Raw genomic sequence first — 20,999 nt, 5'->3', positions numbered from 1 at the left:
GGCCGCCGCCATGTTTTTTTGGAATTATTTACGCGTTAGCTCTTAATTCACATTTTAGTCCATTATATGAACCCTCCAGCTTTAGCTGGTGGTTGTTCAATAAAAACGGCAGGCAAAGCTTCCGCTCCTGCTCACGCTCCTTATTTACATTCCTGTAGGCAAAAAAAATGCGGCTGGTTAGAGCCGCATTAGAGAAGGATATAAAACTCTGAATTCCGAGGAGGAAATTGCATCTCAAGAGTTGTATATATATTAGTAAAAATACTTAGATAAGGGAATGTGACATATTGTCGCGGTGTATCAATAAGTTGTTTGCAACTTCCTGAGGCTTTGGCTGTAGTTGAAGGCGTCATTACCCATAGAAACATAAGCCATGGATAAACAAGACGCCTAATAAATAATCATATCCCCAATTCCTGGATTTTTCGGGTCAGGGTGTTTCTGCCATAGCCCAATAAAATAGCGGCCTCATGGCGTTTTCCGTGGGTAAAGTTTAACGCTGCTTTTATTAAAATGCTTTCAACAGTGGGAATGATATGTTTGGCGATTTCACCCTCGTTTCCACGCAGTAACTGTTGGTCTATCCAGTTTCTCAGCAATGCTTCCCAGCCGGTTTCGGCAGCATTTTTTTCCGGCGTTGTGTTAAGCAGTTCGGGGGGCAAGTCGTGCAGGTGGATTTCCCGGCCCGAAGCCATCACCGTCAGCCATCGACAGCTGTTTTCCAGTTGCCTTACATTGCCCGGCCAGTCCAGCGTGCTCAAAAAAGCTTCCGCTTCGGGCTTTAAGATTTTAATTTCGGTATTGAGCTCAACAGCCGCCTGATTTAAAAAGTGACGCAGCAGCAAAGGGATGTCCTGTTTACGCTCGCGCAACGGCGGGATGTGGATGCGGATCACGTTTAAGCGATGAAATAAATCTTCCCGAAAACGGCCTTGCTCTACCAGGGTTTCCAGGTTCTGGTGGGTGGCGGCAATAATGCGCACATCGACTTTAACGGAGGTATATGAGCCGACCGGATAGAACTCGCCATCAGCCAATACGCGTAATAGACGGGTTTGCAGTTCGGCGGGCATGTCGCCGATCTCATCAAGAAACAGGGTGCCGCGATCGGCTTGTTCAAAACGACCGGCGCGGCGCGATTGGGCGCCGGTAAATGCGCCTTTTTCATGGCCGAACAATTCCGATTCCATCAGGTCTTTGGGGATCGCGGCCATATTCAGCGCGATAAACGGATTGTTGGCCCTGGGGCTGTGACGATGCAAGGCCTTGGCGACCAGCTCCTTGCCGGTTCCCGATTCGCCGTTGATCAATACGGTAATATGCGACCGGGCCAGTCGGCCTATCGCGCGGAATACTTCCTGCATCGATGGCGCTTCGCCGATGATTTCAGGCGTGGTTTCCTGCGCGGTGGGCGCATCAGCAACCACAGCAATCTGCTGTTGTTTGCTGTGAATGCAGGCTCTATGGGCCAGGTCGACGACTTCTTTAATATCGAAAGGCTTGGGCAGGTATTCGAAAGCGCCGCCGTGAAATGCCGAGACCGCGCTTTCCAGGTCGGAATGGGCGGTCATCACAATAACCGGCAGATGCGGGTGGCTTAATTGAATTTTGTTCAAAAGTTCCAGCCCGTCTATACCGGGCATACGAATATCGGTAATCAGCGCATCGGGTAAATCGTTTTGCAATGCGGTCAGCAAATCGGCCGCACCGGAAAAACTGCGGGTAGTTATATCCGCTTTTTGCAGGGCTTTTTCCACGACCCAGCGTATGGATTTGTCGTCATCAATGATCCAGACAGTTTCGGACTTAGTCATTGCCGGTCTCCCGCAGCGCAATAATGGGTAAGAAGATTGAAAACACTGTGTTTCCAGGTTCACTGGTGCATTCAATCAGCCCGTTATGCTGGTTGATCAGTGCTTGAGCTATCGACAAACCCAGTCCAGTGCCGTCTGCACGTCCGGTAATCATCGGATAAAATATTTGATTCATCATATCGGCGTCGATTCCCGGTCCGTTATCGATAATGTCGCATTTCACCGCCAACTTATAGCGTTTGCGGCCAATGGTCACTTGCCGGTGAACTCGGGTCTTGATAATAATATTGCCTTCGCCATTCAGCGCCTGAACGGCATTTTTGACAATATTTAAAATAGCCTGAATTAACTGGTCTTTATCCGCCAATATGTCGGGGATACTGGGGTCGTAGTCGGATTTAATGGTGAGGCTGGATTCGACTTGAACCAGTTGCCTGACTCGTTCCAGCACTTCGTGAATATTAATGGCTTTTTTATTGGGTAGTTTGTTGGGGCCCAGCATTTTATCCATTAAGCCTTGCAGGCGATCGGATTCGGCAATGATAATCCGGGTATATTCCTTGAGATCCGGGTCGTTCAATTCCAGATCCAGCAACTGCGCCGCACCGCGCAAGCCGCCTAAAGGGTTTTTGATTTCATGCGCCAAGCCCCTGACCAGCAATCTGGCAGTGTTCTGCTGGGTTAATAGCCGTTCTTCCTTGGATATGCGCAGGTGATTATCCACTTGCTGCAATTCGACCAAAATTTCGTTGACGCGCTCATTTTTTAATAACGGCGTTGCACTCAAATTGATCGTAACGGTGTGGCTCATACGATCCAGCGCCAACTCACGATCTACCAGTGGTTCCGCCATGGTCAGGCATTGCTGTAGATTCATCAGCAGGGCGGGATCGGAAGATTTGAATAACTCATTAGCGCCGAGACCTACCAAGTGACGGGAGCTGTCGGCAAGCAGGATTTCTCCGGCGGAATTAATGTAAGTGAGGTTTAAATTGCGATCAAACAATAAGATTGCGCCGTTAAGGTGATCCAGTATACGTTTATGCATAGTTTGCTTTAAAGTCGTTTAAAGTAAGGGCGTTATAATTTACGTAGCAATTTGTAGGCCGACAATGAGAACGGGCGCGAGCTTGGATGCTTATCTATTGCTATGCACTATTATCGCTCGATTAACTGAGGCGTTGGATTATTTGCGCACCATTTTAGCGCATAAATTTTGTGTTTTTAGGGTTTATATTCGGGAAAGCATTAAAGCCGGTAGGCGGCATGTTGCTTGCTATGGAATTAAAAGCAGCAAAGTAAACGAATATCCGGGCGGGTATCAGTAAATTTGCCTCTATAACTTTCAATTATTAAGGAATACAGATGAAAAAACGCTTGGTCGTCATCGGCAACGGCATGGCGGGTATGCGTACCGTAGAAGAACTGTTAAGTGCTGCACCGAATAAATACGACATTACCGTGTTCGGCGCCGAGCCTTATGGCAACTATAACCGCATCATGCTGTCCTCGGTACTGTGCGGCGAAAAAACCATTGAAGACATTGTTATCAATAACCGTCAGTGGTACATCGATAACGGCATAACCCTGTATGCCGGCGAAGATAAAACCGCGGTGCGGATAGACCGTAAAAACAAAAAAGTCTATGCGCAAGACGGTACATTCGCCGGCTATGACCGGCTATTAATTGCTACCGGTTCCAAAGCCGTTGCGCCGACGATTCCCGGGAATGGCTTGGAGGGCGTCATCAGTTTTCGGGATATTGTCGATGTCAACAAAATGCTGGCTTACAGCCGTAGCCATAATAAAGCCGTGGTTTTGGGCGGCGGGCTGTTAGGGCTGGAAGCCGCCAACGGCCTGGTTTCAAGGGGAATGGATGTGACCGTGGTGCATAGCAATGAAATCTTGTTGAACCGGCAAATGGACAGGGCCGCAGCAAAAATGCTGCAAACCGAACTGGAACAGCGCGGCCTGAAATTTAAAATGGCCGCCAAACTCAAGCAATTGTCCGGTGATGAGCAGGGCCATGTTACAACGGTAAGCTTCGAAGACGGCAGCCGACTCGAATGCGATCTATTCGTTGCTGCAATCGGTGTGCGCCCCAATATAGAGCTGGCTCATGAAGCGGGGATTTATTGCGAGCGCGGCATCGTAGTCAACGATACCTTGCAAAGTTACGACCCCAGCATTTACGCGGTCGGAGAATGCATCCAGCATCGCGGCGCCACCTTTGGCCTGGTTGCCCCGCTGTTTGAGCAAGCCAAAGTCTGCGCCAATCATCTCAGTGCCCATGGCGCGGCGGAATATATCACTTTGCCGACTGCGACCAAGCTCAAAGTAACCGGCATTAACCTGTTTTCGATCGGGGATTTTCAAGGTGATGTAAACAGTGAAAGCGTCCATTTTACCGATCCCGCTTTAGGTATTTACAAGAAACTGGTCATCAAGGCAAACAAGCTGATTGGCGCAGTGTTGTATGGCGATACGGCCGATGGCGGCTGGTATCAGGAATTGCTGGAAAAGGAAGACACTATTACCGGGATAAGGGATGTCCTGATTTTCGGCAAAGTTTACGCAACGTCAGCTTAATTCATTTCACCACGAAGACACGAAGAACACGAAGATAAAAAACTTCGTGTTCTTCGTGTCTTCGTGGTGAATTAACTTATTTATATTCAAACCGTTTTAATGAATAAATCTATCCAAACCACTTGCCCCTACTGCGGCGTAGGCTGCGGAATTAGCGCGAAAGTCGATGAGGCGCATCATCGACTTAAAATCAGCGGCGATACCGCGCACCCGGCTAATTTCGGGCGGCTTTGTTCCAAAGGCTCGGCGCTCGGCGAAACCGTTGAACTCAAAGGGCGGCTGTTGCAGCCGAAAGTCTACGGGCGTGAAACCAGTTGGGCGGAAGCGCTGGATTTGGTGGCCGATTCCTTTATCAATACCATTAAAAAATACGGTGCGGATGCGGTCGCGATTTACGGTTCCGGGCAATTGCTGACCGAAGATTATTATGTCGCCAACAAGCTGATGAAAGGCTTTATCGGCAGCGGCAATATGGATACCAACAGCCGCTTGTGCATGTCGTCTTCGGTAGCCGGGCATAAACGCGCCTTCGGTTCCGATACCGTGCCGGGCTGTTATGAAGACTTTGAACAGGCGGAAATGATCATACTGATCGGCTCAAATGCCGCCTGGTGCCATCCGGTCAGTTTTCAGCGGATACGCGCGGCAAAAGAAGCCAATCCGGCGTTAAAAATTGTGGTCATCGATCCGCGCCGTACCGCCAGTTGCGACATCGCCGATTTGCATTTAGCGCTGGCGAGCGGCAGTGACGCGGCCTTGTTTAACGGTTTGCTGCATTTTTTGAATGAGCAAAACGCACTGGATTCGGCTTATATAAAAGCCCATACCGAAGGCTTTACTGAAGCCCTGAATGCAGCCGCCATCGATATTGAACAGGTTGCAAAGGCGTGCCGGTTAAATAAGGACGACCTGCACCGTTTCTATCAATGGTTTGCCGGACATGAAAAAGTCATCAGCCTGTATAGTCAAGGCATCAATCAATCATCATCCGGCACCGACAAGGTCAACGCGATCATCAACTGTCACTTGGCGACCGGCAGAATCGGCAAGCCAGGCATGGGACCGTTTTCGCTGACCGGACAGCCTAATGCGATGGGCGGTCGCGAAGTCGGCGGCTTGTCGCATCAATTGGCCGCGCATATGGATTTTTCCTATGCCGACGATATAGATCGGGTCGCACGGTTTTGGAATACCCAGAACATTGCTCAAAAGCCCGGTTATCCCGCCGTGGAACTGTTCGACGCCATTTACGACGGAAAGGTCAAAGCGGTGTGGATTATGGGCACCAATCCCGTGGTCAGTTTGCCCAACGCGGACAAAGTCAAACAAGCCTTGAAGGGCTGCGACTTTGTCGTGGTGTCCGATTGTATCGCCGATACCGATACCACCGACTTGGCTCATGTGCTGCTACCGGCGCAAGGCTGGAGCGAAAAAGACGGTACCGTAACCAATTCCGAGCGGCGCATTTCACGCCAGCGAGCCTTATTTAAACCGGCAGGCAGCACCAAGCCCGATTGGTGGATTATCACCCAGGTAGCACGGCGCATGGGTTTCGAGCAGGCGTTTCATTATCAAAGCCCGGTGGAGATTTTTCGCGAGCACGCTGCGCTGTCCGGCTTTGAAAATAACGGCTTGCGCGATTTCGATATATCGGCCTTTGCGGACATTGCCCCGCTTGATTACGATCAATTGCAGCCGACCCAATGGCCGGTTAATCAGGCTTATCCGCAGGGCAGGGCGAGGCTGTTCGAGGATGGGCAGTTTTTTACCGGATCGGGCAAAGCCCAATTTATTGCGATTATGCCGCGCGCTCCGGTCAATCAGCCGGATCAGGATTATCCGCTGATTTTAAATACCGGTCGTTTGCGCGACCAGTGGCACACGATGACGCGCACGGCCATTGCGGCGAAGTTAAACCAACATAAGCCTGAGCCTTTTGTCGAAGTGCATCCGGACGATGCCGAGGGCTTGGATACAAACAGTCTTGCAACTATAGAAAGCCGTTGGGGATCAATGATCGCGCGGGTGCAAATCACCGACAGCCAACTGCCGGGCAATATCTTTGTACCTATGCACTGGACCGAACAATACGCCGGGCGCGGACGCATGGGCGCGTTAGTGAATGCGGTGGTCGACCCGGTTTCCAACCAGCCGGAAAGCAAGCATACGCCGGTGCGCATCAAAGCCTATCAACCCGCTTGGCAGGGTTTTATCCTGTCCCGTTGCGAGTTAAACATGATTGCGCCGGAGTATTGGGTGAAAATCAAAGGCGAACTCTATTATCGTTACGAACTGGCCGGAATGACTTTGCCTGAAAACTGGCGGGAATGGGCGCAAAAAATTTTTAGCGACAGCGATGGCGGAAGCACCCAGTGGCAGGAATATCAGGATTCCGCTCGGGGTAATTACAGAGCCGCGCGTATCGTGAACAATCAGCTCGAAAGCATTGTTGCTATCGCGACAGAGTCCGCGCTGCCGGAGCGCAACTGGCTGACCGGCTTGTTTGCAAAAGCGGAACTGGAAAAAGCGGAACGCATGGCGTTATTGACCGGCAGGCCGCCATTGGGTGGTGTTGATGTCGGTACTATCGTTTGCGCCTGTTTCAATGTCGGGGAAAAAACCATCCAGGCTGCGATCAAGGAAAAGGGCCTGAAAACGCATCAGGAAGTTGGCCGTTGCCTGAAAGCCGGAACCAATTGCGGTTCTTGTGTGCCGGAGATCAAGGCGTTGTTGTGAGGAAAAAGCTGACCGTTTATCAAGTTGGGTAGTGAGCACTAAAGCTACACTACCCAAGTCCGAATTATTTAATTAGAGCACACCGTGGCGATTCTGGTTTTTACCGGGATATTGTTCGAATTAAGGCCGGGCGTTTGACCGTGAAGATCGAAAGCAAGCATCACTTTGGGGCTGAAAATCAAGCAATGTGTTGAGCCGCCAAAATGGAAAGTGCCTAACGAATCGCCTTTGTTGACATGTTGTCCCACTTCAACAGTGATATCGCAACTGGAAACCTCAGCCATGCCGACAGGCATAAAGCACATCAGCCCTATATCGGGATTATCCGCTTCGATAAAGATAAGAGCCCGGGTCGCCACTTCGGTAATATAGCCTTGCGAATCATTAGGGCCTGAAGGGTCGAAACCTTCCGACAAGGCTTCGGCATAATAGCTGCCGTCCTGCACATAGGCTTTTACAATCGTTCCGCTTACCGGACTGTGCCAGCGGTGATAGCTTTTTGCGCTGAGGAAGGCTTGATAGACCGTCCCGCCTACAAAATTCCCGGTGTATTCGTCATTCGCCAGCATGTGCTCCAGCGAATAAGGCTGGGCTTTAATCCAGAACGTGTCGCGTAGCTGTACGCCGTAGGCGACTCGGTAAGGCGCCGATTCGCAGGCATTGACGATAACGCTGTCGTCATCCGGCGATGCGACCGGACGCCTACCTTCGTTAAATTCCCTGGTGAAGAAGGAATCCCATGAGGTAAAGCCCCAATACGGCAGGTCGGTATTGCATTGGAAGTTATAAACAAAATTATCCTTGGGGTTTTTAGGATCGTCACCTTGGCCGTAAAAAGGGTCCATCAGTGCTAAAGCATCCAGCGCAGCCGGGCTAAACCAGCCTCCCGGATCGGAATTCAACGCATAACAAGAGGCATCGGACTTAAGAAAGCCGCCCCATTGATTAAGAATCGCCTTTAACTGCGCATTGACCTTATCGTTCAAAAACGCGGCAAATCCGCCTATCGTGCCCATGGACCAATCCAGGATGGCATTGATCGGAAAACCGACCAATCCTGTTTCGTTAAACGCCGGAGTCCTGGTTATGATGATGTTCATCAAGCGCAACATTTGTTCGTAGTTTTTTACCTGTGGTTTTCCGGTAGGGCTTTTATTGTAAGGCGGTCTTTTGGGCACCTGAGTGAACATCTGGTTAAAGTACATGAAGATTTCCGGATCTTGCTCAATGAGCTGTTTAAATTGCTCTATAACAGGATGCAACGGCTTCAGCTGTCCTTTTGCCTCCAGATCATCTATTTCCTGGATAATATCCTCCAGCCAGTTGTCCAGAATTTTCTGATCCGATGGCAGCCATTCGCCCACACGAAACGGTATTACTTCAGTCGTTGTCATTTTTAACCTCTTGAAATGCCGTGGCAATGAAATTGGAGTTAGGCGAGCCGCCACTTAGTCCGCCTAACTGTTCGCAGTTGATTTTTAGGTGAATTACCCCAAAAGTACGAGAAAAGATTGTGGTGTAAAAAGCGGCGGATGTATGTCAGTAAAGACTGATTTTTTCGTAAGCCTTGGATTGATTTTGAGAGTCATTGTGAATTAATTGAGGTAGTGTTGGATGAGGGAAAAGGATAGGGTTTGCATCCTGTGCAGGGCTTTTACTATAAAACCCGTTAAATTCAACGCCCACGGAATCAATATGTTGGCTTACTATGCAAGCCGTTTATTAGCGGTTATGATGGCGTCCGGCGCCGTCGACGTATTATCGGAATTTAAAGTCGTAGTCAGGGATACGAAGGCAGCTTGACTGCTTTAGCTGGTTAATAGGACATTATTATTTAGCGGGCGGTAAAAAAATTTCCATTAATCGCTGTGCGACTTTAATGATGGTAATCCACTATAAACTTCAATAACAATCAGGAGATAATCATGGCAGTATCACTTACGAAAGGCGGTAACGTTAATCTCAGCAAAGAATCCCCAGGGTTGAATAAAATCACGGTGGGCTTAGGTTGGGATGCCCGCGCAACCGATGGCGCGGCGTTTGATTTAGATGCCAGCGCCTTTCTGGTTAAAATGGACGGTAAAGTCCGCTCAGACAGTGATTTTTGTTTTTACAATAATAAAGTGGTCGGCGATGGCTCGGTTCAACACATGGGTGACAATACCACCGGCGCAGGTGATGGCGATGATGAAACCGTCAAGGTTGAATTATCCAAAGTACCGGCTGACCTGGACAAAATCGTGTTCGCGGTGACAATACATGAGGCCGACGTGCGCAAACAGAATTTTGGTCAAGTCAACCATGCTTATATTCGTATTACCAACCAGGACGGCGGCGCAGAAATTGCCCGTTATGATTTGAGCGAAGACGCCTCAATTGAGACAGCCATGATTTTCGGTGAAATCTATCGAGTCGGCACAGACTGGAAGTTTAAAGCCGTTGGCCAAGGTTTTGCCGGTGGGCTTGGACCTTTGGCCGCTTCTTTCGGGGTTAATGTTTAATTACAGTTTATAAAAGGGCTGGCGTTTAAACCCTCATAGTAATCAATTTAAGATATATCACCACGAATTATGGCAGCCGGACGGGGGCATGTTGACCTGTCCGATAGAGTCGCTTAACTCAGACATCGCAGAAACCTCGTTCCGCTTGGTAGACGCGAGAATAAGCTTGGCTTTACTTCGTGGTGGATGAAAAGATCTGTTTAAGCTGATGCATAGGGGGCTGTGCGACAGCCCTCCTACAAAATCGAATCCCTAATCATCAAGAGCAATACTGATGTTGACGCGTTTGCATAACACCAGTGCTGTTCATTTATCGAGGTAATATGTATGGCTATTAATTTACAAAAAGGACAAAAAATATCTTTGTCCAAAGAATCCGGCGGCACGCTGAGCAAGGTTGTCATGGGCTTGGGCTGGGATGCTAAAAAAGTTCCCGTCAGCATGTTAAAAGGCTTGTTTGGCGGCGGAAGCAGCGAATCCGCCATTGACCTGGACGCTTCTTGCGTACTGTTTGACGATCAAAACAAAGTCGTCGATACCATTTATTTCGGACAGCTGAAAAGCCGCGACGGCAGCATTATACATACCGGCGACAACCGTTCCGGCGCCGGTGACGGCGACGACGAACAAATCAAGGTGGATTTGGATAAAGTGCCTGCCAATGTCAAGTCGCTGGTATTTACCGTTAACTCTTTTTCCGGCCAGACTTTTGATCAAGTTGAAAACGCATATTGCCGCATAGTCGACAGCAGCAATAATGCGGAAGTTGCCCGTTACACCCTGAGTTCGCAAGGTCCCCATACCGCGCAAATCATGGCGAAAGTGTACCGGCATAACGGTGAATGGAAAATGCATGCGATAGGCGAAAATGGCGTAGGTCGGACCATTGATGCGTTGCTGCCGCAAATTATCGTCCATTTGTAAGCATCGATGAGAATTTGGTTTAATCTTACATTTTCGACTATACACGCCGTATTTAGAAATCTTCGCCAGTCGGCTCCGGCTGGCGAAATCACCCTGATTTGCACCCACACCCATGCCCATGCGGCCGCCTTTCTGGCTGCGGATGAGAGTTATCTTGAACCTGCCGAACTCACCGGGCAAGCGTATCTTGAATGGTGCGTGCATTTTTGCCGGCAGCACAATATCCGGTTATTTTGGCCCGGCAAAGAAGCGGCATATATCAGTAAGCACCATGAATTTTTTCAGGCGATTGGTGTACAGGTGCTGTCGGTTGCCAATTTTGATACGTTGACTTTATTCCATGACAAGGCGAACTTTTATAACGACTTGAGTGCAGAAGTTGCGAAAACCATGGATTTTATCGCCGTTAATAATCGCGATGCGTTCGATAGCGCAGTTGCTGAGTTATCGGTAAAGCATCAAACATTGTGCGTTAAACCGGCGGTTTCGGTGTTCGGCCTGGGTTTTCGGGTGTTGGATACCCAGCGCGACAGCATTACCCAGATACTGAAAGGCGTTGAATACCAGATCCCACTGCAAGAATTGCGGCAGGGCATGACTCATACCCCGGAATTTGCCACCTTGTTGATCATGGAACATCTGGGCGGGCCTGAATGGAGCGTCGATTGCGCAGGGCGGCACGGCGAATTGCTGTGCGCCGTGCAACGCAAAAAATCGCAACGGGCAGGCGGCGGGCAAACCATCGATAACAATGCCGAGATTGACGGCATGGTGATAAGATTAACCGCTCACTACCGGCTCAACGGCTTGTTTAATATTCAGTTCAAGGAAGGCGTGCACGGCGTACGTTTATTGGAAATCAATCCCCGACCTTCAGGCGGTTTCGGCATGGCCTGTTTATCCGGTGCAAACTTGGCCTATATCGCGTTGCAGAGCATTAAAAGCGAACCATTCCAGCGACCGACCATTCGTTATGGACTCAGGGTGACTGAGATTAATACGCCGGTGGTGATGCTGTGACTGGCATTTATAAAAATGAAAGGTAAACAATGGCTAAAATTGAAGGTATTCGGGTAAAGAATTTCCGGGCATTGAAAGATGTAACTTTGGGAAGATTGTGGAATCAACAGAAATCAGAGCCGCTTACTCCTATGACGGTTGTCATTGGTAAAAACGGTGTAGGAAAAAGTACTCTGTTTGATGTCTTCGGTTTTTTAGCTGACGCGCTTAGATTTGGCGTAGAGGAAGCTTGTGATTTGCGCGGACGTGGTGGATTTAAAAAAATACGCTCCCAAGGACAAACAGGAGCTATTGAATTTGAAATCTATTACAAAGAAGAAGGCAATGCTCGTCCCATTACCTATGAAATGTCTATTAATGTGGATGACTCTGGTCGACCTTTCGTGCAAAAAGAACGATTGAGACAACGACGTAAAAATCAGAAAAGTGGTTGGCCTTTTTCATTTTTAATATTAGAAAATGGTAAAGGTATTGCCTGGAAAAGTGAAACTGAAGGTATTGATGAAAACAAAAAGGAATTTGATTTTGATGATTTTTTTAAATCATTTTTAAAGGAAGAAAGTAAAGAGACTGAAGTTGTGGAGCTTGCTGATAAAAGAAAGCTTGGTATTGCCACGTTAGGTTCTTTAAAGCAACATTCAAGAATTTCTATTTTTCGCCAGTTTATAGAAGGCTGGTATCTAAGCTATTTCACTCCAAATTCAGCTAGAAGTTTGCTTCTTGCTGGCCCTCAAAAACATCTGAATATTCTTGGGGACAATTTAGGTAATGTTGTGCAATTCATGGAGAGGGAACACAAGGATCGATTTAAGAAAGTATTAGATCGTATCGCAAAAAAAATTCCCGGCATTGACAAAATTGATACTGATGAAACCGCTGATGGGCGATTGCTTTTGCGCTTCAACGATAAAGGTTTTCAAGATCCGTTTTATGCACAGCAAATGTCTGATGGCACGTTAAAAGTGTTCGCTTATTTGCTTTTATTGGAAGATCCTACACCGCCTCCGTTTTTGTGTATTGAGGAGCCGGAAAACGGCTTGTATCACAAACTGTTGGAAACACTAGCTAAGGAGTTTCGAGAGCATGCAACAGGACGCAAAGGTGGATCTCAGGTTTTTATCACTACGCACCAGCCTTACCTTGTTGATGCGCTTGAACCGAATGAAGTTTGGATTTTGGAAAAAGGTACCGATGGTTTTTCGATTATCCGACGAGCTAGTGATGACGAAGTTGTAAAAAACATGGTGGCAGAAGGTCTGCCATTAGGCGGACTTTGGTATAGCGATTATTTGGATGCAAGGTAGAACCATGCACTTTGAAATACTCGTGGAAGACCATTCAGGTAAGAAAATGTTAGATATTCTTATACCCAAAATCATTGGCGATAAGCATACTTTCAGGATTATTGACTATAAAGGGATTGGTCGAATCCCCAAAAATATGAAGCCAGGAGCAGATCCAAGCAAACGTATCTTACTGGCTAATTTACCAAGATTATTAACTGGTTATGGAAGATCCTGGTCGCCAGGATATGCGGCGGTTATAGTTGTTTGTGATCTCGATGACAAATGTCTGAAAAGTTTTCGGAGTGAACTCATTGAACTGTTGAATACCTGTAATCCTCGCCCAGAAGCCCGTTTTTGTATCGCTGTTGAAGAAGGTGAAGCCTGGTTTCTTGGCGATATTTCAGCCATAAAGCAAGCCTACCCAAAAGCCAAAGATGCTGTACTGAATGCCTATGTTAGCGACTCAATTTGTGGAGCATGGGAGCGGCTTGCTGATGCTGTCTATAAAGGTGGATGCCAACGCCTTTCAGGTTTGGGGTGGCAAATGGTAGGAGCTGAGAAATCCGAATGGGCTGAGAACATTACCCCACACATGAGTTTGGATAACAACACGTCGCCAAGCTTTAACTATTTTCTGGGGAAGCTCCGGGAATTGGCGGAAGTGAATTGATAAAACTTATGGAATGATTTCACAATAAACTATGCTAAAAACATTAACCATAGAATTAGACACCGGAACCCTGCATCTTGATGTAGAACCCGGACATATCCCGCTTAACCGGTTACTGGGTTTCGCGGCCAGAGTCAGCAGCAAGCGTAAATTTTTATTGGTCAGCAAGGTATTGGGCAAGCATTACCCGGTATCGCCAAAGCTGATGAGCTGGTCGTATCGCGCCTTGGCTCGGGCGGTGTTAAAACGCGATGTAGGCTCGGGTTCGCTGTGGATCGGCATGGCGGAAACCGCAACCGGCCTGGGTTACGGCGTTTTTGAAGCGGCCTGCCGCGAAGGCGCGGAGCAAGTCTTGTTTATTCAGACCACCCGTTATCATCTGGATGGCATCGAACGGCTTGAGTTTGAAGAAGCTCATAGTCATGCTACTGACTTTTTTTTGTATTATCCTGAGCAGCGAAAACACCGGGATCAATTTTTAATGGCCGAAACACTGGTCTTAATCGACGATGAAATCAGTACCGGAAAAACTTTTTTACGTTTGATTAAAGCCTACCAACAAGTTAATCCCGGTTTGCGTAAAGTGTTTATTGTCAGTTTGGTCAATTTTGCTCATCCCGATGACCGCTCTGTTTTGGAAGATCAAGCCGGTGTGGCGGTGGAATGGGTGTGTTTCAGGCAGGGACGCATGCGTTTTGAGGACAAGCAGAACGACGCCATTGACAGTATCACCGTCAATGTCTCGGGTAACGGCGCCTGTAAAAAAGCGTTGTTGGCCTGGCCGGGCCGATTGGGCTTGGATGCGCCGATTAGCCTGGAAAGCCATGTGGTCGAACAGTTATGTGGGAGCGGTTTTAACCGCGATCAACAACGCCCGGTTCTGGTCTTAGGCACAGGCGAATGCAACGCCCCGGCCTATCTGCTGGGACGCGAATTGGAACGCCAAGGCCTTAAGGTCAAGGTGCAAAGCACCACGCGCTCGCCGATTCATCAAGGCAACGATATTGGCCGGGTGTGCCAATTTAAAGACAACTATGACGACGGCATCCCTAACTTTATTTATAACCTGAATCACGACGATTACGCTGACATTATTCTTTGTCATGAAACGCCGCTGTGCGAGTCGTTAAACGACCGGCTGCACGCATGGCGAGCCATTAGCGCAAGATTCGAACTTCAACCGGACAGCCCAAACCATGCAAAGCTATATTTTTCTAGACCTTGACGACACGCTGTTCCAGACTTTGAGGAAATGCGCTCCAGGTGCGGATTTGCAAGTGCGGGCTTTTTTGCCGGACGGAACGGCCAATTCGTTCGCCACGCAAAAGCAGCGATGGTTGTGGCATTGGTTGTCCAAAGGCTTCAAGATCGTGCCGGTGACGGCGCGTGATGTTCACGCCTTTGAGCGTGTCAACCTGCCGTTCCAGGAAGAAGTGGTGTTGAATCACGGCGCAGTCATTTTGGACAAGCAGCGCATTGTCGATAAGGTATGGATGGACCGCATCATGCAGGCTTTGCCTATGTACCATCAAAAGTTACTGGAGGTGTGGGCCGAGGTCGAGCTTTATGCAACGCGCCATTGCGGTTTTAAACCCCGTCTGGTCAACGATTTCGACACAATCTGGTACGGCGTCATTAAACATAGCGACGGTACCGAAGCGATATTGAAAACGCTGCTGGATCAGGTCATCATGCCGCATCCGCATGTTGTTGACGGCAGCCTGTACTGGCATTTGAACGGTAACAACCTTGCGCTATTACCGAAAATCATCAACAAGGAAAGCGCAGTGAGTTACCTGCTGGAAGGCTACAGAAAACAGCATCCCGAATTGTTAACCTTTGGCGCCGGCGACAGCAAGACCGATGCGCCGTTTATGGCGTTATGTGATTACGCATTAATTCCCAAAAACACCCAGCTGTTTCAGACGCTGGCTTTAGCCGAAACAGCATAAATGACAAACCCTTTCACAGGCAGTTACAGCACGGATGATGTACAGTTTCTGTTAAGACCGATGGCTATGCCTGATACGCCGGTCCATATCAAAGAAACCTTAATTCAATCCGGCCAGAAGCATTATTCCCAGATGCTGACTCATGAGTCGGTGCCGTCGGAAAATTATTTGCAACTGTTTTACCAAGCGATGGCTTTAAATCAGCAACGCATGGCGGAACATTTACTGGTCTTGGCAAAGCGCATATTGGACACGCGACCCGATGGCGTTACCCTGGTTTCACTGGCGCGAGCCGGAACGCCGGTCGGCGTATTGCTCAAACATGTGCTCAAACGCCATTTCAATACCGAGGCGAAACATTATTCCATTTCGATACTGCGCGATGTCGGTATCGATCAAAATGCCTTGCGTCATATCTTGCGAAACCATGCGCCGGAGTCATTGGTTTTTGTCGACGGATGGACCGGGAAGGGCGTCATTGCGCAGCAGTTAAACACCAGCTTACAGGCTTTTGCCGTTACTGACGGCGTGACTATCCCGGCTGAATTGTATGTGCTGGCTGATTTGTCCGGCAGCGCGGCGGTTGCCGCTTGCTCAGAGGATTATTTGATCCCCTCGTGCATCCTGAATGCCACCGTATCGGGACTGGTCAGCCGGTCGGTTTACGATCCGCAATTAGCCGCGCCGACCGATTTTCACGGTTGCGTTTATTACCGGCAGTTTGAACAACACGATTTATCCCGTTATTTCATTGACACGATGCTGGCTTGCGTTGAACATGCGTGGCAAGAATGCCAGGGCGGGTTTGAAAGCTGTTCGCATGACCGGCTGCAATTACAAGGTATATCCCAAGCGCTGTTGAACTGGGTGAGTGAACGTTACTGCATTGGACAACATAATTACATTAAACCCGGTATCGGCGAGGCGACGCGGGTTCTATTGCGCCGCGAAGCGCAGATATTGCTGTTACAGGATTTGGATTGCGAGGCTACGCAGCATTTGCGTTGGCTGGCCGAATCCCGCTCTATTCCGATAGATGTCGTTACCGATCTGCCGTATCGGGCGGTGGCGTTAATTAAACGATTGCATGGACGCAGGAGGTAGAGTCATGCACGAGCAATTACCGGGAGATGCCATTATGAACACAGCGCCAAAATCTATTTCACCTTGGTGTTTAGGTGCGTCACTGTATATGCCCGCACATCGGCTCGATCTTATGGATTGCGCTAATGGCGAAAAGTTGGAAACTGTTCGCTCGATGATTTTTTGTACCGAAGACGCCGTATCGCATGCCGAGCTAAACAGCAGCCTGCGTCATTTAGGACTTTGTTTGCAGGGTTTCAGGGATACGCCGAATCGATTCCGTTTTATTCGCGCCAGGAATCCGGAAATTTTGGCCCGTCTGCTGGATCTGCCCGATATTGAAAAAATCGATGGCTTTGTGTTGCCGAAATTTAACGAAAGTAATTTTCACGCTTATTTCGACCAATTGCAGGATACATCGTTTAAGGTCATGCCGACCCTGGAAACCAGGGATGTGTTTGATGTCGGCGCAATGAATGAGTTACGTCAGGGTCTATTACAGCACGATATTTTTTTGCGGATATTAATGCTCCGGATTGGCGGCAACGACTTGATGAATCTTTTAGGTATCCGGCGGCCAAGGAATATGACCTTGTACGAAACACCGCTGGGTCATGCGATAGCTCAGCTGGTGATGGTGTTTAAGCCTTACGGCTTTTCATTGGCGGCGCCGGTGTTTGAATACCTGGAAGATGCCGTCACTCTGCAAAAAGAGATTCAACTGGATCTGGCGCATGGCTTGATAGGTAAAACAGCCATTCATCCCAGCCAAGTACCGGTTATTGAAGCGATGTACGGCGTCAATAATGAAGACTATGAAATGGCGCTCGCATTGAATCAAAGCGCGTCGCCTGCTGTGTTCAGGATGCACAACGCGATGTGCGAAGTGGAAACGCATAAGCAATGGGGACGGGATATTATCGATAGGCGGCAGCGCTACGGCGACAGGCGAGCGCTCGTCTTGCCGGAATATAGCGAATTGTCTTTTTAAGCGGCATTACAAAAATAAATATTGCTTACGATTTGGGCTTAAATTGGATCGCAGGCAGCAAGTCACTGCCATTAAGTTAAGCGTTGTAGGAGCGGGCCATGCCCCCGATGAAAGAACTGCAACTCTGCAATCGTCACCCAAATGTCGCGGGCGCGGCCCGCTCCTACGGTGTCATTGTCTTCTTAACTTAATGGCAGTAAGGCAGCAAGTAAGAACTACACAACAATTCACTTAACATCAGGAGAGCACAATGAGTTTCGATAGTTTTCTAAGTCAATTAAAAAGTAAAGCCAATGAGTTAAAAACAGAGGCTTTAAAATTCAAGAACAAGGATTTTCTAAATGCAGCGATGGCGGGCTTCGCATTGGTGGCGATGGCCGACGGCAGCATCAGTTCAGAAGAAAAACAAAAAATGGTCAAATTTATCGAAAGCAATGATGCGCTATCGATTTTTACTACCAGCGACGTGATCAAAGCCTTTCAGGACTTTGTCGGCCAGCTTGAATTCGATAAAGACATCGGCGAAGCCAAAGCTTATGAAGCACTCGGCAAGATGAAATCAAATGATCAAGCTGCGCGGCTATTAGTCCGCATGATCATCGCCATTGCTTCTTCGGATGGGAATTTTGATATCTCCGAAAAAAAGATAGCGAACAGAATAGCCAAGGAATTGGGAATTGATCCTGCGGAATTTGAATTGTAAGTTCGTAAGTCGGGCATACTGTTTATGCCCGACATCATCGCTGCTTAAATGCCGGGCTATGTTCTGCGCAGTCGAGTGATTTTGTAAGCGATTATCCAACCCGTAAGGCTTTATGTATAACGTAAAGTTGTTCCACCAAGAGAACTTCCGTGCCTGAACAATCCACCTCTTACGATCCAAGTCTTCTTTCGGAAGATCCTTCTTCTGTGTCTGTTTGGTTGACCAGCGCCGACCAAACTTTTTTGTTTCAACGGCAGCCCGAGGATCTTCGTTTTGCTGACAACGCCAATGATTTCCCTGTACTAACGGTGGATGCCGAACAGAAGTATCAGGTCATGGAGGGCTTCGGGTTTTCGTTGACCGGTGGCAGCGCGATGCTGATCAGTCGCCTGCCTGCCTCTGACAGGAACGCATTGTTGCGGGAGTTATTCTTGCCTGACGGGGACGGCATCGGTATTAGCTTCCTGCGACTGAGTATTGGTGCGTCGGATCTGAGCGAGCGCTGCTATTCCTATGACGACAGGCCGGACGGAAAATCGGACCCGAAGCTTGCCCATTTCGACATTGAGGCGGGCGACCTTGAAGTCATTCCCCTGTTACGGAAAATTCTGGCTATTAACCCCGAAATCAAGATCATGGCCACGGCTTGGTCTGCGCCGCCTTGGATGAAAACCAACCAGAGTTTCGTCGGCGGTAAACTGAGGCCGGATTGCTACGCCGTTTACGCCGCTTACCTGATTAAATACCTGAAAGCAATGCGGGACAGAGGCATCACCGTCCATGCCATTACCCCGCAGAACGAGCCATTGAATCAAAAAAACGAACCCAGCATGATCATGGAAGCGAGCGAGCAGGCCGAGTTCATCAAAGATCATCTGGGACCGGCTTTGTCGGCAGCTGGATTGGCCGCTGTGGAACTGTTTTGCTGGGACCATAATTGCGATGTTCCGGAGTATCCTTTGGAAGTTTTCGCCGATGCCGAAGCGCGCCGTTATCTGACCGGGTCGGCCTGGCATCTATACGGAGGCGACATTTCGGCGCTTTCCGAGGTGCACCAGCTTTACCCGGAAATGAAACTGTATTTTACCGAGCAGTGGGTAGGTTCGGACGGGCAGTTCGGAGACGATTTAATGTGGCATGTAAAAAATGTCCTGATTGGTTCCATACGCAACTGGAGCCGGGTCGTGTTCGAATGGAACCTGGCCTCCGACCCATTTTGCTGCCCCCATACCCCAGACGGAGAAGCCCGTTGTGTCGGCGCGTTGACGATCGGTGAAGAAGTTACCCGCAACGTGGCCTACTATGTGATCGCCCATGCTTCGAAATTCATCCGCCCCGGTTCGGTAAGGATTTATTCCGATCAACAAGCGTCCTTGCCGAATGTGGCTTTTCTTACGCCTGTGGGCGACATCGTTTTGATTGCACTTAATGGCGGAGCTGAATCACGCTCCTTTACTATCCAATTTCAAGGGAAAAATGCACTAGCTACTCTTCCTGCAGGCGCAGTGGGCACTTATGTTTGGCGGGCGGCGTAAAAGTTTAAAAACCTCCATTTATCCACGAAAGACACGAAAAAATGATCCCTTAAATTTTATATCATTCCCCCCTCAAACGTTTATCGTTATACACAAGTATTTCAAAGCACATCATCGGCATGGATTGCCGGGATCCACGACTGCAAGGACACAGGAGGTAGAACAACGCAGGGAGCGGTTGTCGATTTAACTAAGCAGGCTCCGTATTGCCGGCATTTTGCGCGAACTAATGTCGGGCATAAACAGCACGCTCGGCTAGACTGCTGATAAAGTCAGGATTTCCAGCATTCAGTTGCAGGGCGGAATCGATATTTTTGGACATAGGAAGTGGTGAATATTGGACGCTTTTTTTTTGCGATGCTAAGTAATAAATCCGTGTTGCTAAGTGGTAATACGGATTTATTTAAGAGTGGAAATATGAAAAACTTTGCTCCGTACATTAGAAGTTAGTTTATAGGGGGAGTAATGGATATAGATAGAGAAATTCTGAAACATGTGGACTGGAAAGTAAGATTTAGTAACGCCATATTCAGACGAGAGCCGTTAGATTCTTATGTTATGGAGACTATCAGAAAAGAAAATTGTTGTGACCTCGGCAAGTGGCTGCATAGCGAAGGTAAAGCTCAATTTGGCGGCTTACCTAGTTACAAGGCATGCCTGAAAAAACATGCTGAATTTCATATTGAAGCTGAAAAAGTAGCAAACGCCATTAATACAAAACAATATATCAATGCATCGAAAATGATAGGTAACGATTCGGCTTTTAATACTGTCGTCAGTGAAGTCTGTTGTGAAGCCATTCGTCTAAAAAAAGAATGTTTCCTTTAATTGCCTATGCCGTTAATTAGTCGAATTTAAAAACCAAACACCATCCTCGTGGTGTTTTATATTACGATCAGCCTAATCCTCATCAATTGACTGTTCATAGCCTCTCTGCTGCACAAGGTAGTGGGGCTTTTTTTTGAGCTGACAAATATCTCATATTTGTAATAATCCTGAGCAACTGGTTTTGTAATGGGCGCACCATTCACCATTTGCGGATGTCGGCTTATCTGCGGTATCGGAAAGGAGGGCGATGCGCTCCCTATCCGGCTATTCAGTCGCGTAGACGGAGCCCTGGATTCCGCAAGGCTCCATCTAGGCTAGTGTGTCATGAAGAAAGGCGCAAGCCTTTTATGCTGTATTAAAGATGAGA

Annotated in this window: 17 protein-coding genes; 14 read left to right on the top strand and 3 right to left on the bottom strand. The window is 48.4% G+C overall.

The features are described 5' to 3' along the window. Positions 1 to 401 precede the first annotated feature (401 nt). Positions 402 to 1,814 carry a nitrogen regulation protein NR(I) gene (gene ntrC / locus V7051_RS22540; RefSeq protein ID WP_333878904.1) on the bottom strand — a complete coding sequence of 471 codons (1,413 nt, stop codon included), beginning with the start codon at positions 1,812 to 1,814 and terminating at the stop codon, positions 402 to 404. Further along, positions 1,807 to 2,862, bottom strand: coding sequence for a nitrogen regulation protein NR(II) (glnL, locus tag V7051_RS22535; protein WP_333878902.1), 1,056 nt, complete (start codon positions 2,860 to 2,862; stop codon positions 1,807 to 1,809). Before glnL ends, ntrC begins: the two co-directional genes overlap by 8 nt. Positions 2,863 to 3,179: 317 nt before the next feature. On the opposite strand from glnL, the gene V7051_RS22530 reads away from it, so the two are divergent. Together V7051_RS22530 and V7051_RS22525 are read left to right on the top strand one after the other, a co-directional pair. Continuing rightward, complete coding sequence (locus V7051_RS22530; RefSeq protein ID WP_333878900.1) at positions 3,180 to 4,403, top strand: NAD(P)/FAD-dependent oxidoreductase; 1,224 nt, start codon at positions 3,180 to 3,182, stop codon at positions 4,401 to 4,403. Positions 4,404 to 4,502: 99 nt separating this feature from the next. After that, on the top strand, positions 4,503 to 7,139 hold the full coding sequence (locus V7051_RS22525; RefSeq protein ID WP_333878898.1) for a molybdopterin-dependent oxidoreductase: 2,637 nt from the start codon (positions 4,503 to 4,505) through the stop codon (positions 7,137 to 7,139). Positions 7,140 to 7,207: 68 nt separating this feature from the next. Here the strand turns inward: V7051_RS22525 and V7051_RS22520 are convergent, their stop codons facing one another. Then, positions 7,208 to 8,533 (bottom strand): phosphatidylserine decarboxylase family protein, encoded by a 1,326-nt coding sequence (locus V7051_RS22520; RefSeq protein WP_333878896.1) that lies wholly within the window; start codon positions 8,531 to 8,533, stop codon positions 7,208 to 7,210. Positions 8,534 to 9,064: 531 nt separating this feature from the next. Here V7051_RS22520 and V7051_RS22515 point away from each other — a divergent pair. The 12 genes from V7051_RS22515 to V7051_RS22460 all read left to right on the top strand — a co-directional run bounded on the left by V7051_RS22515 (position 9,065) and on the right by V7051_RS22460 (position 20,632). After that, on the top strand, positions 9,065 to 9,640 hold the full coding sequence (locus V7051_RS22515; protein WP_333878895.1) for a TerD family protein: 576 nt from the start codon (positions 9,065 to 9,067) through the stop codon (positions 9,638 to 9,640). A 327-nt stretch (positions 9,641 to 9,967) separates the two neighbouring features. Further along, positions 9,968 to 10,564, top strand: a complete 597-nt coding sequence (locus V7051_RS22510; RefSeq protein ID WP_333878893.1) for a TerD family protein — start codon at positions 9,968 to 9,970, stop codon at positions 10,562 to 10,564. A 6-nt stretch (positions 10,565 to 10,570) separates the two neighbouring features. Further along, positions 10,571 to 11,584, top strand: coding sequence for an ATP-grasp domain-containing protein (locus V7051_RS22505; RefSeq protein WP_333878890.1), 1,014 nt, complete (start codon positions 10,571 to 10,573; stop codon positions 11,582 to 11,584). 29 nt (positions 11,585 to 11,613) lie between these two features. Beyond that, positions 11,614 to 12,888, top strand: coding sequence for an AAA family ATPase (locus V7051_RS22500; RefSeq protein ID WP_333878888.1), 1,275 nt, complete (start codon positions 11,614 to 11,616; stop codon positions 12,886 to 12,888). A gap of 4 nt (positions 12,889 to 12,892) precedes the next feature. Beyond that, on the top strand, positions 12,893 to 13,540 hold the full coding sequence (locus V7051_RS22495) for a DUF4276 family protein (RefSeq protein ID WP_333878886.1): 648 nt from the start codon (positions 12,893 to 12,895) through the stop codon (positions 13,538 to 13,540). Positions 13,541 to 13,571: 31 nt separating this feature from the next. Further along, the gene (locus V7051_RS22490) at positions 13,572 to 14,765 is read left to right on the top strand and encodes a phosphoribosyltransferase domain-containing protein (RefSeq protein WP_333878884.1); all 1,194 of its coding nucleotides are present in this window, start codon (positions 13,572 to 13,574) and stop codon (positions 14,763 to 14,765) included. Next, entirely contained in the window at positions 14,737 to 15,492 is a 756-nt protein-coding gene (locus tag V7051_RS22485) for a hydrolase (RefSeq protein ID WP_333878882.1), read from the top strand. Before V7051_RS22490 ends, V7051_RS22485 begins: the two co-directional genes overlap by 29 nt. Further along, entirely contained in the window at positions 15,493 to 16,596 is a 1,104-nt protein-coding gene (locus V7051_RS22480) for a cysteine protease StiP family protein (protein WP_333878881.1), read from the top strand. 4 nt (positions 16,597 to 16,600) lie between these two features. Then, positions 16,601 to 17,566 carry an HpcH/HpaI aldolase/citrate lyase family protein gene (locus V7051_RS22475; RefSeq protein ID WP_333878879.1) on the top strand — a complete coding sequence of 322 codons (966 nt, stop codon included), beginning with the start codon at positions 16,601 to 16,603 and terminating at the stop codon, positions 17,564 to 17,566. Positions 17,567 to 17,816: 250 nt separating this feature from the next. Next, complete coding sequence (locus tag V7051_RS22470) at positions 17,817 to 18,269, top strand: tellurite resistance TerB family protein (RefSeq protein WP_333878877.1); 453 nt, start codon at positions 17,817 to 17,819, stop codon at positions 18,267 to 18,269. 149 nt (positions 18,270 to 18,418) lie between these two features. Next, the gene (locus V7051_RS22465; protein WP_333878875.1) at positions 18,419 to 19,804 is read left to right on the top strand and encodes a glycoside hydrolase family 30 protein; all 1,386 of its coding nucleotides are present in this window, start codon (positions 18,419 to 18,421) and stop codon (positions 19,802 to 19,804) included. A gap of 465 nt (positions 19,805 to 20,269) precedes the next feature. After that, entirely contained in the window at positions 20,270 to 20,632 is a 363-nt protein-coding gene (locus V7051_RS22460; RefSeq protein WP_333878873.1) for a CZB domain-containing protein, read from the top strand. The last annotated feature ends 367 nt before the right edge of the window (positions 20,633 to 20,999 follow it).

It is taken from the genome of Methylobacter sp. (assembly GCF_036845245.1).
Lineage (GTDB): Bacteria > Pseudomonadota > Gammaproteobacteria > Methylococcales > Methylomonadaceae > Methylobacter_A.
The sequence above is the reverse complement of the archived record's forward strand: the minus strand, read 5'-3'. Positions and strand labels throughout refer to the sequence as shown.

Coding starts and splice junctions, on each gene's coding strand:
- ntrC (WP_333878904.1), bottom strand. CDS start 1,814: ATGACTAAGTCCGAAACTGTCTGGATCATTGATGACGACAAATCCATA.
- glnL (WP_333878902.1), bottom strand. CDS start 2,862: ATGCATAAACGTATACTGGATCACCTTAACGGCGCAATCTTATTGTTT.
- V7051_RS22530 (WP_333878900.1), top strand. CDS start 3,180: ATGAAAAAACGCTTGGTCGTCATCGGCAACGGCATGGCGGGTATGCGT.
- V7051_RS22525 (WP_333878898.1), top strand. CDS start 4,503: ATGAATAAATCTATCCAAACCACTTGCCCCTACTGCGGCGTAGGCTGC.
- V7051_RS22520 (WP_333878896.1), bottom strand. CDS start 8,533: ATGACAACGACTGAAGTAATACCGTTTCGTGTGGGCGAATGGCTGCCA.
- V7051_RS22515 (WP_333878895.1), top strand. CDS start 9,065: ATGGCAGTATCACTTACGAAAGGCGGTAACGTTAATCTCAGCAAAGAA.
- V7051_RS22510 (WP_333878893.1), top strand. CDS start 9,968: ATGGCTATTAATTTACAAAAAGGACAAAAAATATCTTTGTCCAAAGAA.
- V7051_RS22505 (WP_333878890.1), top strand. CDS start 10,571: ATGAGAATTTGGTTTAATCTTACATTTTCGACTATACACGCCGTATTT.
- V7051_RS22500 (WP_333878888.1), top strand. CDS start 11,614: ATGGCTAAAATTGAAGGTATTCGGGTAAAGAATTTCCGGGCATTGAAA.
- V7051_RS22495 (WP_333878886.1), top strand. CDS start 12,893: ATGCACTTTGAAATACTCGTGGAAGACCATTCAGGTAAGAAAATGTTA.
- V7051_RS22490 (WP_333878884.1), top strand. CDS start 13,572: ATGCTAAAAACATTAACCATAGAATTAGACACCGGAACCCTGCATCTT.
- V7051_RS22485 (WP_333878882.1), top strand. CDS start 14,737: ATGCAAAGCTATATTTTTCTAGACCTTGACGACACGCTGTTCCAGACT.
- V7051_RS22480 (WP_333878881.1), top strand. CDS start 15,493: ATGACAAACCCTTTCACAGGCAGTTACAGCACGGATGATGTACAGTTT.
- V7051_RS22475 (WP_333878879.1), top strand. CDS start 16,601: ATGCACGAGCAATTACCGGGAGATGCCATTATGAACACAGCGCCAAAA.
- V7051_RS22470 (WP_333878877.1), top strand. CDS start 17,817: ATGAGTTTCGATAGTTTTCTAAGTCAATTAAAAAGTAAAGCCAATGAG.
- V7051_RS22460 (WP_333878873.1), top strand. CDS start 20,270: ATGGATATAGATAGAGAAATTCTGAAACATGTGGACTGGAAAGTAAGA.